Below are 12,904 nucleotides of genomic sequence, written 5' to 3'. Positions count from 1 at the left end.
TTACTTGACCTCCTCAACCTGAACCAGGTGAGCTACGGTGTTGACCATGCCGCAGGTGACGGGGTCAGCAGTGCGAACAACCTTGTTACCGGGGCGCTTGAGGCCCAGGGAACGAAGGGTGTCGCGCATGTTCTGCTTTTCGCCAACGTAGGACTTGATCTGGGTGATTTCCAGCTTTGCATCGCTGGGCTGAATACGCTTGCCGGACATTAGGCACCTGCCTTTTCAGACTGAGCGACACGCAAGAAGCCGGGGATAACCTCGTCCTGGGGAAGACCACGGCGTGCTGCAACTGCAACGGGCTCTTCGAGCTGACGCAGTGCATCAATGGTCGCGTGGACAATGTTGATCTGGTTCGAGGAACCGAGTGACTTGGACAGCACATCGTGGATGCCTGCTGCCTCAAGTACGGCACGAACGGGACCACCAGCGATAATACCGGTACCAGCGGTAGCGGGGCGGAGCATAACTACGCCTGCTGCTGCTTCACCCTGAACGCGGTGAGGAATGGTGCGACCTTCAATACGGGGTACGCGGAAGAAGTTCTTCTTAGCTTCTTCAACACCCTTAGAGATGGCCGCGGGAACTTCCTTAGCCTTACCGTAGCCGACGCCAACCATACCGTTACCGTCACCAACAACGACAAGTGCGGTGAAGCTGAAGCGACGACCACCCTTGACGACCTTGGAGACGCGGTTGATGGTGACAACGCGCTCGATGAACTTGTCCTTCTCTTCTTCGCGGCCGCGGTTGCCACGGCGATCACCACGGTTACCGCGGCGGTCGCCACGCTCGTTACGGCGGGCTTCGCGCTTCTCGGAAGTTTCAGCGGTAGCTTCTGCGCTTGCTTCAGTCACCTGAGTTTCCTTTTCATTTACAGTCTGCTCGCTCATTAGAGTGCCAGACCTCCTTCGCGTGCGCCTTCTGCAACTGCTGCGACACGGCCGTGGTACTTGTTACCACCGCGGTCGAAGACAACTGCCTCGATGCCTGCCGCCTTGGCACGCTCGGCGACGAGTTCGCCCACGCGCTTTGCCTTAGCGGTCTTGTCTAGCTCTGCGGCGCGCAGCTCAGCTTCCATGGTGGATGCTGATGCAAGGGTTACGCCCTTGGTGTCGTCAATGACCTGAACGAACATGTGACGAGCTGAGCGGGTAACAGACAGACGAGGACGTGCTGCGGTACCTGAAACGTACTTGCGAACGCGTGCGTGACGGCGTGCGCGCTGTGCTGACTTAGTCTTTACAGCCATTGTTACTTACCAGCCTTTCCGACCTTGCGACGGATCTGCTCGCCTTCGTAGCGAACACCCTTACCCTTGTAGGGATCGGGCTTACGCAGACCGCGAATGTTAGCTGCAACCTGGCCAACCTGCTGCTTGCTGATACCGGAAACGGTCAGCTTGTTAGCGCCCTCAACAGCGAATGAGATACCTTCAGGTGCCTTAACGGTGATGGGGTGTGAGTAGCCAAGTGCGAACTCGAGGTCGGAACCCTTTGCGGTTACACGGTAACCGGTACCAACGATTTCGAGCTTCTTGGTGTAGCCTTCGGTGACACCGATGATCATGTTCTGAATCAGGGTGCGGGTCAGGCCGTGCAGAGAGCGTGAATCGCGCTCATCGTTCGGGCGGGTGACGGTGAGTACACCGTCTTCGAGAGTGACCTCGATGGGGGCTGCGACTTCGTGAGTCAGCTCGCCCTTTGAACCCTTAACGGCAACAAGGTTGCCGTCGATTTTTACCTCAACGCCGGCAGGAACCGAGATGGGGAGACGTCCAATACGTGACATTCTTCTTCCTTTCTCTTCTTACCGACTACCAGATGTAAGCGACGACTTCGCCGCCAACACCCTTCTTCGCAGCCTGCTTGTCAGTAAGCAGACCTGAAGAGGTTGACAGGATTGCGATACCGAGGCCACCGTGTACCTGAGGAAGGTTGGTGGACTTTGCGTATACACGCAGACCCGGCTTGGAAATACGGCGAACGCCAACAATGGAACGCTCGCGTGAGGGGCCGAATTTCAGTTCGAGGGTCAGAGTCTTACCGACTCGTGCTTCCTCTTCCTTGAAGTCAGCGATGTAGCCTTCAGCTTTGAGGATCTCGGCGATGCGAGCCTTCAGCTTAGAGTAAGGCATTGAAACGGAGTCGTGATGTGCTGAGTTTGCGTTGCGCAAACGGGTCAGCATATCTGCGACAGGATCTGTCATAGTCATGGTGGGCTAGGCCCTTCCTCGTTATGGTTTCCTCACCTGAGTACAGGTGCGGACCTATAACGTAGTCGTTACTGAGTCTTGAACGGGAAACCGAGTGCTTTGAGAAGCGCACGGCCTTCATCGTCGGTCTTTGCGGTGGTAACCACGGTGATGTCCATGCCGCGTACACGGTCAATGGAATCCTGGTCGATTTCGTGGAACATTGACTGTTCGGTCAAACCGAAGGTGTAGTTACCGTTACCGTCGAACTGGCGATCCGAGAGGCCGCGGAAGTCGCGGATACGGGGAAGAGCCAGGGTGACCAGGCGGTCGAGGAATTCCCACATGCGGTCGCCACGGAGAGTGACGTGCGCACCGATGGGCTGGCCTTCGCGCAACTTGAACTGTGCGATGGACTTCTTCGCGCGGGTAACGAGAGGCTTCTGACCGGTGATTGCGGTGAGGTCGCGGATAGCACCATCCATGAGCTTCGCGTCCTTGGCAGCTTCACCAACACCCATGTTAACGACGACCTTAACGATCTTCGGTGCCTGCATGACGTTCTCGTACTTGAACTCTTCTTGCAGGGCGGGGGTGACTACTTCGTTGAACTTCGTCTTGAAACGAGGGGTAATCTTTGCTTCGGTCATTAGATGTCCTTACCCGAGCTCTTGGCAACGCGAACGCGAACAGTGCGCTCCTTGCCATTGCGCTCTACGGTCTCGAGGCGGTAACCAACGCGGGTCGGCTTCTTGGTCTCGGGATCAACGATTGCAACGTTAGAAACGTGAATCGGAGCCTCAACCTTTTCGATGCCACCAGCTTCGCCGGTCATGGGGTTAGCCTTGTTGTGCTTGGTGATGATTTTTACGCCTTCAACCAGCACGCGCTCGGTCTTAGGGAATACCTTAAGAACCTTGCCCTGCTTACCCTTATCTGCACCTGAAATAACCTGTACCAGGTCACCAGACTTGATTTTAGCCATGAGTTAGAGCACCTCCGGAGCAAGTGAAATGATCTTCATGAACTTCTTGTCGCGCAGTTCGCGGCCAACAGGTCCGAAGATACGGGTGCCACGGGGGTCACCATCGGTGTTCTTGAGAATTACTGCTGAATTCTCGTCGAACTTGATGTAGGAGCCGTCGGGACGACGAACTTCCTTCTTGGTGCGGACGACAACTGCCTTAACAACGTCGCCCTTCTTTACGGTACCGCCGGGGATTGCGTCCTTGACGGTTGCGACGATGATGTCGCCAATGCCTGCGTAACGACGCTTTGAGCCGCCGAGAACACGGATGGTCAGGATTTCCTTCGCACCGGTGTTGTCAGCAACCTTGAGTCGTGACTCCTGCTGAATCATATTTCTCCTGTCGTCTCGCCGGTTCCGACACGCGGTATAGGTTGCGAGCCAGCCTTGCGGAACATTTCTACGGGATGTTGACGCGCCGGTCTCTCATACCTGAAACAGGGTAGAGAGTTGGCGGACACGCCTAGGAATCAGTCATGCCCCGAGCATCTGGACCCGCGTGGTGAGCGGGCGAACCCCGCTGTGTGAGCGGCATTATGCTGTGGCACGAAAGAAACCGTGGTTATGTAGCTGTAGGTAGCCACATAGGTTATCAACTTTACCACAGTTAATCAGCACTGAACAGCCCGCACTTAGGGCAGTGCGAGTGATTTAGGCTGTAGTCAGCCTGCACTCCTTTACTCAAGCCTGGTCGAAAATTTTTTGCAAGACTCCACCGAAGCTTTGGGGCTTGACCAAGTCAACATGTTCTTGGGCAACCTGAACCCACCCATAGTTAGCACAGTAGCTAGCCCAGCTTTCCGGCTCTAGCCCCTTCTCCTGGGAGCGCAGAGCTGATAAGAGAGTAGTAGAAGTAACGATAGGAGAAGGATCCCCCAAACGAACGAGTTCCATGGCCCTGTGGACCTGGTCGATACAGACGTTCAGTTCAGCATCCCCCAAGGATCCCAGCGCTGTATTGGTTCCCTCAAGTAGTTCAACTACCCTGCTTCTGGTGAGACCTGTTTCTGCAGTTTCTAGACCGCCCATTCGGACTAAAGCCTGCCATTTTTGATCTTCTGTTGGTGGCTTCTGCCTACGCCACAGTTCCTGCGGGTAGGCATCGAGGAGGATAAGCCGCCCAGGTGCCAGAGCTGCCTGCTCTAGCTGGTAGACCATCTCCTGGGCTACCATCCCTCCCAGTGACCAGCCCAGTAGGGTGAGCCCTTCTAGTTCTATACCGGCCTCATGAAGCACCCCAATATAGTCTCTAGCTAGTTGTTCAATACTGCCGGCACCAGGGGCCTGCGGGTCTCTGTAGGCCGCTGCTTGCAGGGCCCAGATTGGCTTCCGGGCAGGTAGATAGGGCAGGTAGGTGTGATAGCACCAGCCCAGCCCGCCAGCCGGGGGGACAAAAACAATATGGTTTTTCTGCTCTCTGTCCTGGCTCTGACGTAGGCTCAAAAGCGGTACGAAGTCATCAGCTTCGTTGCTCTCCAAGGCTTGGGCAAGTAGGCGGGGGGTGGGGTTTGTAAAGATTTGCGAGAATGAGCCTTTCTTCCCTGTCTGCCGCTCAAGGCTTGCCAAGAGGTTTAAGGCTGCTAGTGAATTACCGCCCTGCGCAAAAAAATCAGTATCGGGGCCAGCCTGGAAGCCCAGTAGGGTGCTATAAATAGCGCAGATTTCTTCCTCCAGAAGGCTCTTGACCTGATGACTAATCGTCGGTGACGGCTGATCGTGCTCGGCCTGCTCAAGGTAATAGTTTCGCAGGGATTTACGATCTATCTTGCCGTTAGGGGTCAAAGGCAATTCTTGGCCAAAGATCCACTGGTTGGGAATCATATAATCGGGGAGCTCTTGGCCGGTGTAGGTCGCGTAATCAGCAGGGTTGGTATCCGTGCACCCCTGCCTCAGTTCCACAAAAGCCACCAGGGTATCAAGGCGTTCGGGGAGGTAGAGAACAGCAACATTAGAGACATTCGGTTGTCCTGCCAGCACCGTCTCAATCTCGCCTAGATCCACCCGTTGGCCCCTGATCTTGACCTGGTTATCTGCCCTGCCCCGGTAGTAAACATTGCCCTGGCTATCCCAGTAGGCAAGGTCTCCGGTGCGGTAGGAAGGCTCTCCGGCGCAGTCCAGGTAGAAAGAGGCCTGACTTAGCTCCGGTCTTTGCAGATAGCCGCTTGCCACCTGCACACCGTGCAGGTGCAATTCCCCCACTACCCCGGGGGGGCACTCTTGCCCGGCCAGGTCGCGGATAGAGAGGCCGGTATTCCACACCGGTCTGCCAATAGGCACCTGGCTGTATGAACTCCCGGGCAAAGCAGAAAAAGCTGTCACATCAATAGCTGCTTCGGTCGGGCCGTAAAAGTTATGGACCGGAGCCTGATAACGCCTATGAACCTGCAGGACACTTGAAGCGGGGAGCTGCTCACCAGAGCAAATAAAAGCTCTAGGGCCTTGCTTGCCGGCTTGAGGGCTATCCAGGAGTGCCAGAGAATCCAGATAGGCTGCTAGCATGCTGGGAACAAAATGCACAAGGTCGGCACCGCCTTGCTCCAAGATATCGGCTAGGTACTGGGGGTCTCTATGCCCGCCAGGGGCAGCAACCACTACGGTGGCCCCCTGAGTCAGAGGCCAATAGAGTTCCCAGATATGCACGTCAAAAGAGATTGGGGTCTTATGCAGTACCCGCTCACCTTTCTCCAGCCTGAGCAGGTCTTGTTGCCAGGCAAGCCGGTTGGCTAGAGCTCCCGCGCTGGTGATGACTCCCTTGGGGCGGCCGGTAGAGCCAGAGGTAAAGAGGGCGTAAATATTTTCATGAGCTTGAAGGCTACTGCCCGCCCCTGCCTCTATCAGTTCTTCCGGGCCTAAAGCTACTGCTCGTTCGGTGAGCTCTTGCCAGCTCACCAGCTCAGGTACCATTTGCCCTTCCAAAGGGGCCACACCAGGTCCCTGGCAGATAAGACTGGCTTGGGCGTCCTGGCACATGGAGCTAATCCTACCAGCGGGTAGGGCCGGGTCCAGGGGGAGGTAAACTGCCCCCAGATGCAAGAGAGCATAAAGCAAGATGAACTGCTCCAGGCCACGCTCAACCCGCAAGCCAACGGTATCCTGCCTGCTGACACCGTAGCTTTGGAGAGCCCCTGCGTAGCGAAGGCTCAGGTCCGCTAGCTGCTGGTAGGTCAAAGTACGGTGACCAAATTCGGTCTCAGAGGAGCCGTAGGAATCATAGGGGGCCGCCTCAATGACCGCAAAATCTTCTGGCTGTCGCCGGCTAAATTCAAGAAAACGGGCAGCCAAGGGCTGGTAGTTCACGTCATGGGCGGTCCTGTTAAACTCTTCCAGGGCAGTTCTTTCACTGGCCGTTGCCTGCTTTAATTGATCGAGCTCACCTCCACGCCCACACAGCTGAGCGTACTGTTCAAGCCAGCTAAGGATACGCTCACCATGCAAGTGACTTTCTTCTAGGCTGTAGAGAGCTGGGTTACAGTCTACTTCCAGGCTTAAGTCCGCCCCGGGTCTTGGCATTCCCCTTAGGCAGACAGTTATATTCTCAACCGGCCCTGCAAGCAGATTATGGATCCGGCCTGTGGTGCCACCACCAAAATCGAGCGCTGATTCAAAAGGAACAATATTAATCTGAGCCCCGGTCAGACGACCCCTACTAGCAGTTATTCTTTCCAGGTCCTCATAGCGTGCCAGGGGGTGCCCCTGGGCAAAGGCCATTTCCTGAGCAACTTTCTGGGCATGCTCCTTAACATCACCGCTCGCTGGGACCGCAAGAGGCAGGAGGTTGACAGCACTACAAAGGGTAAGCGCGCTAGCCTTGGAACCGGCAAGAGTACGGTTCATCAGAGGCACCGCAAGGCGGCTCACCTCGCTCCGAGCTGCCCTGGCTAGATAAGAGCCTAAAGCAGCGGTCAGTAGCTGAGACCAACCCACCCCGAAATCCTTACTGGCTTTAAGGAGGCTAGCCTGGAGCTGCTGGCTGACAGTGTGGCGTGAGCGGTAAGGCCTGAAGCTTGCCGGTGCCGTGGCCTGGGCAACTGAGGTATCGGCGCTGAGATCCTCTTCTGCCAGTTTCTTGATCCAGGCCTGCCTATCTTGGAGTGCCCGATCAGCTTGTTCTTGGCTCTGAATAGCCAATTCCGCTAGCGATGAGCGCTTACCGACTGTGCTCTGCCCATGCAGACCTTCCCGGTACAGTTGGGCCCAGCGGCCCAAAAGTGTGTGCACAGCATAGCCGTCAGCTATCAGGTGATGGGCTGCGTGGTAGAGCCAGGTTCTCTGACCCATCTCGATGAGTACAGCATCTACCCCCTTACCGTTAAACACGTCTAGGGGTTGCTGAGCTCGCTGATAACACCACTGGCTGACTGCCTCAAACTGATTCTGCTGTTCTGGTAAGCGGCAGCGCTCTATAAGCTCTCTCTGCTCTTGGTCCTCAGGTGTTGTCCGCGGTCTCCACTGAGGAGTGCCCTGTTTACTTTTTAAACCCTGGGGGGCTTGTTTTATCTCTTCCTGGCAAAACTCTGCCCCTATAGCCTCATGTTCAGAATAAGCATCATGCAGGGCTGCTTCCAAAACCTGGTAGTCCAAGCTACCACTGATTTCAATGAGCTCAGCGGTGTTGTATCTGGGATTCTGCGGTTCTGCCGCCGTGGCGCAGTAGATGCCGACCATTGAGGCAGGTAGGTCATGCCACCGCTCAGCTCTCACCCTGCGTCGCCTCCATGAGGTAAGCCAAGGTTGGCTGAGCTATAAAGTCGGTAAATTCAAGCTGGTACCCCTTTTGGGCCAGGTCATCGAGCAGGAAAAAGACCCCCATAGAGTCCAAACCGGCCTCCAAGAGGTCTGCCTGCGGCTGTTCTTTGATACTTGCCTGATTTAGCTTGTCTCCCATCTGCTTGTGGAGCAGTTCCAGGAGTTCTTCTTGGGTCATGAGGGTAACCTTTCTATGATTAGCTGTTAATATTTCAAGGGCGCAGGAAGGCCGGGAACTCTATTGGCGCTCAGAGGAGGTGGGCACGAGGACCCTTACCTGGGCAGAGCACCTCTTGGCCAACTAGCAAATTTCCCTCTTCCTGTTTTGCTCCGGTAACTGTTTTTACTGGGGGCTACTGATGATTTTTCCGATGCGCTCTCTAAGTTCCTTGCGGGAAATCTTTCCCACCTTGGTCAAGGGGAATTGGCTCAGAAGCTCAACCCTCTCAGGCAACTTATAGGTAGCAAAACCCGCTTGACGGTAGGCACGACGAACATAATCTAGGGGGCTGGGCCCGAAAGCCTTGAGGTCGCCTGCCAAGAGCACTAAACAGATACGCTCACCAACATCTGGATCAGGTAGCCCAACTGCTACTGCATCCTGGACTGCAGGGAGCTGCAAGGCAAAATCTTCGATCTCATCAACCGAGATTTTTTCGCCGGCGCGATTTATCTGATCTTTAGCTCTGCCCACTACCTCTAGATGGCCGCTCGGGTGGGCTACTACCAGGTCACCAGTCCTGTAGAAGCCCTGATCGGTAAAACTCTCCCTATTGGCTTTTTCCTCCCGGTAGTAGGCACCAATCGTGTAGGGACCTCTAGTTAGAAGGTGCCCGGCTTGACCTGCTGGAAGGATCTTGTCCTGGTCATCAAGGATCAGAATCTCGTCATCGGGGCTGATTGGTCTTCCCTGGGTGGTCAATACTATCTCCAGGGGATCATCCAAACGCGTGTAATTGACTAGACCTTCAGCCATGCCAAAGACTTGTTGCAGTTTGACACCCAGAACCTCAACCAGATGGCGGGCAGCGCTGGGGCTAAATTTTGCCCCACCGACCTGAACCAACTCTAGGCTTGGAAAGGACAGCCCACCTCTTTCAGCCAGTAAAGCCCAAGCCCTGGCAAGTGCCGGGACCAGAGAGGCCATGGTTGCACCGTGCCGCTGAATCAGGCCAAATGCGGTTTGAGGGCTGGGATCACCGGCCATAATAAGGGTTCCGCCCGAGTATAAAACCCCCAGTATGCCTGGCGAACTCATAGTGAAATTGTGGGCAGCTGGTAGAACAACCAGCATTTTGGTCTGGGGACTTAGCTGGCAAATATGGGCTGACTCTCGCACGGAGTAGAGGTAGTCCATATGGGTTCGGGGAATCATCTTGGACCTGCCGGTAGTGCCCCCCGAAAGCTGAAAGAGCGCTACCGATTCCCAGGGTTTCGCGCACTTATCCGCTGTCTCCTCTGCATCTGGACACCCAGGCAACCCCGCCTGGGGCTCAAGTCCTTGCCCCGGCTCGGTAATGTCCAAGGCCAGAGGGGGCCTTAGATCTGCTTCTAGCATGCGCTGCGAGTATGCCCGGTAAAGGGACCAATAGTCGCAGTTTTCGGCGCCCTGGGCGAAGATATGGATGGCAGGATCCACCTGTCGCGCAAAATGCTCTAGCTCGCGTTCCCTGTGCTTAGGAAGGCAGAAAACAGGGACAAGACCCAGCTGAAAAGAACCCACCATGTAGGAGAGAAACTCCAGACAGTTCGGAAGTTGCAGCAGAACCCTATCGCCCTTTCTAGCCCCCAGAGACTGCAGACGCTGAGCGGCTAGCTCCGCTTGTGCGGCCAACTGCTTGTAGGTCCATTTTTGTTCCTGGGAGCCGGAGCCCTCACCCTGACTCTGATGAGTTAGACCAATGGCCGCGGGCTGATCAGCGTACTTACTCAGGCTCTCTTGCAGGAACTGAGCTATGGTTTGAGGCTGATAGTAGCCTTTGAGGTAATAGTCCTTGAGACGCTCCTCGGGGACAAAACCCTGGAATTCTAGGGGGCTCCTAGTAACCGGCTTGAGCTCATCAAAGGGGCTAGCAAGGTCTCTATGGCTCATACACTCTCATCCCAAACAGTTCATTGGTTTATCCTAGCTAGATCTGACTAGCTCAGGAACTGATAGCCGCAGATTACGCTACAGCTCAGCCTTCCCTAACCTTAGCAAGAATACCAGGGCAACCTTGTTTGCAAGCAAGGCATATATCAGCTAATTTTAAGGTGGTCTTCATAAAAATATCATGTTTGCCTTATCAGAGAATTAGGATAGCCTAAATATGCTTCCCAGGATCGCCAGCTATACGCTCGATACTGATGCCTTTCCAACCAACAGCACAGAATGGCTCCCCGACCCCAGCCGAGCAGCCTTGCTGGTTCACGATATGCAGAACCACTTCGTGGATGCTTTCGATCCCCACCCTGAAAGCCAAATTAAGCGGGCAATTGGCAACATTGACCTACTCAGCCAGTTTGCCCGGCAAGAAGATATGCCCCTGATATACACCGCTCAGCCCCCCGCTCAGCAACCCCAAGATAGGCAGTTACTCAATGATTTTTGGGGTTCAGGCATGCAATCTGCCCAGGGAGCACAGATCATCCAGCAGTTAGCCCCAAGACCAGAGGATACGGTGCTGACCAAGTGGCGCTACTGTGCCTTCTACCGAACCGACCTTGATCATCGGCTGCGCAACTACGGCAAAGATCAACTCTGGATTACCGGGATATACTCACATATCGGGTGCCTCACAACAGCGCTTACAGCCTTCATGAAGGGCTACAAGGTCTTCTTTATCGGCGATGCCCAAGCTGATTTCTCCCGGGAAGAGCACCAGATGGCCCTCTCCTACGTAGCTCAGCGGTGTGGGCAAACCATCCAGAGCGCAAGAATTCTCAAGAGCTGACCACAGCCCCCACCCGACCCTACCTAAGGACTTCGTAAGAACCGCTATGACTGCCCAATCATCTCGTCCGCCCTGCATCATCGTGACTGGTTCTAGTGGAGGAATAGGATCTGCCACCCTAGATATACTCGCCCAAAGCCCCGAGTTTAAGGACTGCACACTCATAGGGCTTAGCCTGGAGGCAGGAGATAAAAAACTATCTGAGGGCGCTGGAGTTATCACAATTCAGGCAGATGTATCCCAGGCTGAAAGCATTGATAAAATATTTTCTCAGATCAACGAAAGCTACACCATCCTGGGATTGGTCAATGCCGCAGGGTTGCTTCACCATGGGCCGGCCTTAGAATGTAGTGCACAAGACCTTGAAAAAGTTCTAGCTGTCAATGCTCTAGGAGTCTTCAACACCTCTAATGCGGCAGCCCGCCACATGGTAGCTGACAATCAGGATCCCAGTCTCTATCGACAGCGCTCAATCGTAACGCTTGCCTCCAATGCAGCTACCGGCCCACGATCCCTCTTTAGCGCCTATGGGGCCAGCAAGGCTTTTGCCTCCCATTACACCCGTTCTCTGGGCCTAGAAATCGGCCAGTACGGCATCCGGGCGAATGTCATATGCCCTGGAACAACACTCACACCCATGCTAGAGCCCATATGGCAGGGACAGGATTTGAGTCAAGAAACAATTGCTGGTTCACCAGAGCATTATAGAAATGGCATTCCTCTCAAAAAAATTGCTCGGCCCGAGGAAATCGCTTCAGTAGTACACTTTTTACTCTCATCAGCTTCCTCCCACATCACACTTGCCGAGTTGACCGCCGATGGAGGTGCTACACAACGATGAATGCTAAAAATAAGCTCCCGCTCTTCGACTTTGTAAGCCAAGGTAAACATCTCAGCGTCCCATCAGGTACCTGCCTTAGCCTACCCCTGGCTCAATGTTCATTAGATGATCTTTTCTCTACCTACGGTGATCAGGACGCAATCATTTGCGGCATCATTCCCTTTGATCCGAAAAGCCCCTCCACCCTCATTCACAGCACAGATTATTCCTTTACTCCCCACCAGAAAACTGTATCTGTTCCTGAGCCAGACCTGGATTTCATAATTGCCACTGAGGATGACAACCAGATTAATAGGGCAAGTGCTCTGAGCTTCCGGCAGGCTGTAGAGGAAGCACTGACCGAGATTAGCTCAGGAGATTATCAAAAGATTGTTCTTTCCTGGAAAAAAACCCTCGACCTAGCTACTGCCCCAGAGAATATAGCGGCATTCGATCACCTTGTCTTTGACCGTTTGAACCGGAACAATCCTCACGCCGACGTCTTCCGTGTCCCCCTATCAGGCCATGAAACATGGATTGGTGCTTCCCCAGAAGTCCTGGTCGATTTACACTCGGGAAGTTTCACTACCCATCCCTTGGCTGGATCAATTGCAGCCCATCAGGCCAAAGATCTGCAAGAGGCTCAAAAGATTTTGCTCCACTCCCCCAAGGACCTCTTTGAACATTCCCTGGTAGTGGAGCACATCCTCAAGCAACTTGAGCTTTATGATGGAATAGAGATTTCTAGGCCCAGTGGCCCTGAGGTCATGTCTACGGATTCAATGTGGCACCTTGGTACTCCTATTAGGGCTCAGGTCCCTCCAGGTATTAGCTCGCTAGATCTAGCAGCTTCACTTCACCCAACCCCAGCAGTTTGTGGTGCTCCCCAAGCTCTCGCTCAGCACCGCATTAGCCAGCTGGAGTCTTACCCAAGAGGCTACTACAGTGGGATTGTGGGCTGGGCAGATAGTCAGGGTAACGGGCGCTGGTCGCTGGTGCTTCGTTGCCTGCAAAGAGTCTCGTCTAAGGTTAATGTTTTTGCTGGAGCCGGTATTGTCTCCGGCTCTGATCCTGCCAAAGAACTAGCCGAGACCCAGGCAAAAATGCAAACGGTTCTTGCGGCCCTCAAGGCCAGTGTGCCCGCGGCCAAGAGCTAGGCGCTGGTTTGTCCGCCACAAGGTCTG

General features: G+C 54.6%; 14 protein-coding genes. 3 read left to right on the top strand and 11 right to left on the bottom strand.

Annotation, left to right across the window (positions count from 1 at the left end):
- The 11 genes from rpmD to ACN080_RS01480 all read right to left on the bottom strand — a co-directional run bounded on the left by rpmD (window position 1) and on the right by ACN080_RS01480 (window position 10,059).
- A complete protein-coding gene (gene rpmD / locus ACN080_RS01530; RefSeq protein WP_419099317.1) occupies window positions 1-210 on the bottom strand; it encodes a 50S ribosomal protein L30 in 210 nt (69 codons plus the stop codon).
- Window positions 210-893 (bottom strand): 30S ribosomal protein S5, encoded by a 684-nt coding sequence (gene rpsE, locus ACN080_RS01525; protein WP_419099316.1) that lies wholly within the window; start codon window positions 891-893, stop codon window positions 210-212. Before rpsE ends, rpmD begins: the two co-directional genes overlap by 1 nt.
- Entirely contained in the window at window positions 893-1,252 is a 360-nt protein-coding gene (rplR, locus tag ACN080_RS01520; RefSeq protein ID WP_419099315.1) for a 50S ribosomal protein L18, read from the bottom strand. Before rplR ends, rpsE begins: the two co-directional genes overlap by 1 nt.
- Window positions 1,253-1,254: 2 nt before the next feature.
- Window positions 1,255-1,791, bottom strand: a complete 537-nt coding sequence (gene rplF, locus ACN080_RS01515) for a 50S ribosomal protein L6 (RefSeq protein ID WP_419099314.1) — start codon at window positions 1,789-1,791, stop codon at window positions 1,255-1,257.
- A gap of 25 nt (window positions 1,792-1,816) precedes the next feature.
- Window positions 1,817-2,215: a 30S ribosomal protein S8 gene (gene rpsH, locus ACN080_RS01510; RefSeq protein WP_419099313.1), complete on the bottom strand. Its 399-nt coding sequence runs from the start codon at window positions 2,213-2,215 to the stop codon at window positions 1,817-1,819.
- A gap of 68 nt (window positions 2,216-2,283) precedes the next feature.
- Window positions 2,284-2,844: a 50S ribosomal protein L5 gene (rplE, locus tag ACN080_RS01505; protein ID WP_135013744.1), complete on the bottom strand. Its 561-nt coding sequence runs from the start codon at window positions 2,842-2,844 to the stop codon at window positions 2,284-2,286.
- Window positions 2,844-3,179: a 50S ribosomal protein L24 gene (gene rplX, locus ACN080_RS01500; protein ID WP_419099312.1), complete on the bottom strand. Its 336-nt coding sequence runs from the start codon at window positions 3,177-3,179 to the stop codon at window positions 2,844-2,846. The genes rplE and rplX overlap by 1 nt, the downstream gene beginning before the upstream one ends.
- Before the next feature lie 3 nt (window positions 3,180-3,182).
- Window positions 3,183-3,554 (bottom strand): 50S ribosomal protein L14, encoded by a 372-nt coding sequence (gene rplN, locus ACN080_RS01495; RefSeq protein WP_135013742.1) that lies wholly within the window; start codon window positions 3,552-3,554, stop codon window positions 3,183-3,185.
- A gap of 348 nt (window positions 3,555-3,902) precedes the next feature.
- On the bottom strand, window positions 3,903-7,886 hold the full coding sequence (locus ACN080_RS01490; RefSeq protein ID WP_419112922.1) for an amino acid adenylation domain-containing protein: 3,984 nt from the start codon (window positions 7,884-7,886) through the stop codon (window positions 3,903-3,905).
- Window positions 7,887-7,911: 25 nt separating this feature from the next.
- Window positions 7,912-8,145: a phosphopantetheine-binding protein gene (locus ACN080_RS01485; RefSeq protein WP_419104868.1), complete on the bottom strand. Its 234-nt coding sequence runs from the start codon at window positions 8,143-8,145 to the stop codon at window positions 7,912-7,914.
- Between the two features lie 165 nt (window positions 8,146-8,310).
- On the bottom strand, window positions 8,311-10,059 hold the full coding sequence (locus ACN080_RS01480; RefSeq protein WP_419112866.1) for a (2,3-dihydroxybenzoyl)adenylate synthase: 1,749 nt from the start codon (window positions 10,057-10,059) through the stop codon (window positions 8,311-8,313).
- Window positions 10,060-10,276: 217 nt separating this feature from the next.
- On the opposite strand from ACN080_RS01480, the gene ACN080_RS01475 reads away from it, so the two are divergent.
- Genes ACN080_RS01475 through ACN080_RS01465 form a run of 3 tightly spaced genes read left to right on the top strand, consistent with a single transcriptional unit; the run spans window position 10,277 to window position 12,877 of the window.
- Window positions 10,277-10,900 carry an isochorismatase family protein gene (locus tag ACN080_RS01475; protein ID WP_419112865.1) on the top strand — a complete coding sequence of 208 codons (624 nt, stop codon included), beginning with the start codon at window positions 10,277-10,279 and terminating at the stop codon, window positions 10,898-10,900.
- Between the two features lie 46 nt (window positions 10,901-10,946).
- Window positions 10,947-11,741 carry an SDR family oxidoreductase gene (locus ACN080_RS01470; protein ID WP_419099308.1) on the top strand — a complete coding sequence of 265 codons (795 nt, stop codon included), beginning with the start codon at window positions 10,947-10,949 and terminating at the stop codon, window positions 11,739-11,741.
- Window positions 11,738-12,877 (top strand): isochorismate synthase, encoded by a 1,140-nt coding sequence (locus ACN080_RS01465; RefSeq protein WP_419112864.1) that lies wholly within the window; start codon window positions 11,738-11,740, stop codon window positions 12,875-12,877. The genes ACN080_RS01470 and ACN080_RS01465 overlap by 4 nt, the downstream gene beginning before the upstream one ends.
- Window positions 12,878-12,904: the final 27 nt, after the last annotated feature.

The organism is Rothia sp. CCM 9416 (assembly GCF_048513535.1).
Classification (GTDB): Bacteria; Actinomycetota; Actinomycetes; order Actinomycetales; family Micrococcaceae; genus Rothia.
The sequence above is the reverse complement of the archived record's forward strand: the minus strand, read 5'-3'. Positions and strand labels throughout refer to the sequence as shown.

Excerpts from the sequence above, each read along its gene's own strand:
- rpmD (WP_419099317.1), bottom strand. The coding sequence starts at position 210 with ATGTCCGGCAAGCGTATTCAGCCCAGCGATGCAAAGCTGGAAATCACC.
- rpsE (WP_419099316.1), bottom strand. The coding sequence starts at position 893 with ATGAGCGAGCAGACTGTAAATGAAAAGGAAACTCAGGTGACTGAAGCA.
- rplR (WP_419099315.1), bottom strand. The coding sequence starts at position 1,252 with ATGGCTGTAAAGACTAAGTCAGCACAGCGCGCACGCCGTCACGCACGC.
- rplF (WP_419099314.1), bottom strand. The coding sequence starts at position 1,791 with ATGTCACGTATTGGACGTCTCCCCATCTCGGTTCCTGCCGGCGTTGAG.
- rpsH (WP_419099313.1), bottom strand. The coding sequence starts at position 2,215 with ATGACTATGACAGATCCTGTCGCAGATATGCTGACCCGTTTGCGCAAC.
- rplE (WP_135013744.1), bottom strand. The coding sequence starts at position 2,844 with ATGACCGAAGCAAAGATTACCCCTCGTTTCAAGACGAAGTTCAACGAA.
- rplX (WP_419099312.1), bottom strand. The coding sequence starts at position 3,179 with ATGGCTAAAATCAAGTCTGGTGACCTGGTACAGGTTATTTCAGGTGCA.
- rplN (WP_135013742.1), bottom strand. The coding sequence starts at position 3,554 with ATGATTCAGCAGGAGTCACGACTCAAGGTTGCTGACAACACCGGTGCG.
- ACN080_RS01490 (WP_419112922.1), bottom strand. The coding sequence starts at position 7,886 with ATGGTCGGCATCTACTGCGCCACGGCGGCAGAACCGCAGAATCCCAGA.
- ACN080_RS01485 (WP_419104868.1), bottom strand. The coding sequence starts at position 8,145 with ATGACCCAAGAAGAACTCCTGGAACTGCTCCACAAGCAGATGGGAGAC.
- ACN080_RS01480 (WP_419112866.1), bottom strand. The coding sequence starts at position 10,059 with ATGAGCCATAGAGACCTTGCTAGCCCCTTTGATGAGCTCAAGCCGGTT.
- ACN080_RS01475 (WP_419112865.1), top strand. The coding sequence starts at position 10,277 with ATGCTTCCCAGGATCGCCAGCTATACGCTCGATACTGATGCCTTTCCA.
- ACN080_RS01470 (WP_419099308.1), top strand. The coding sequence starts at position 10,947 with ATGACTGCCCAATCATCTCGTCCGCCCTGCATCATCGTGACTGGTTCT.
- ACN080_RS01465 (WP_419112864.1), top strand. The coding sequence starts at position 11,738 with ATGAATGCTAAAAATAAGCTCCCGCTCTTCGACTTTGTAAGCCAAGGT.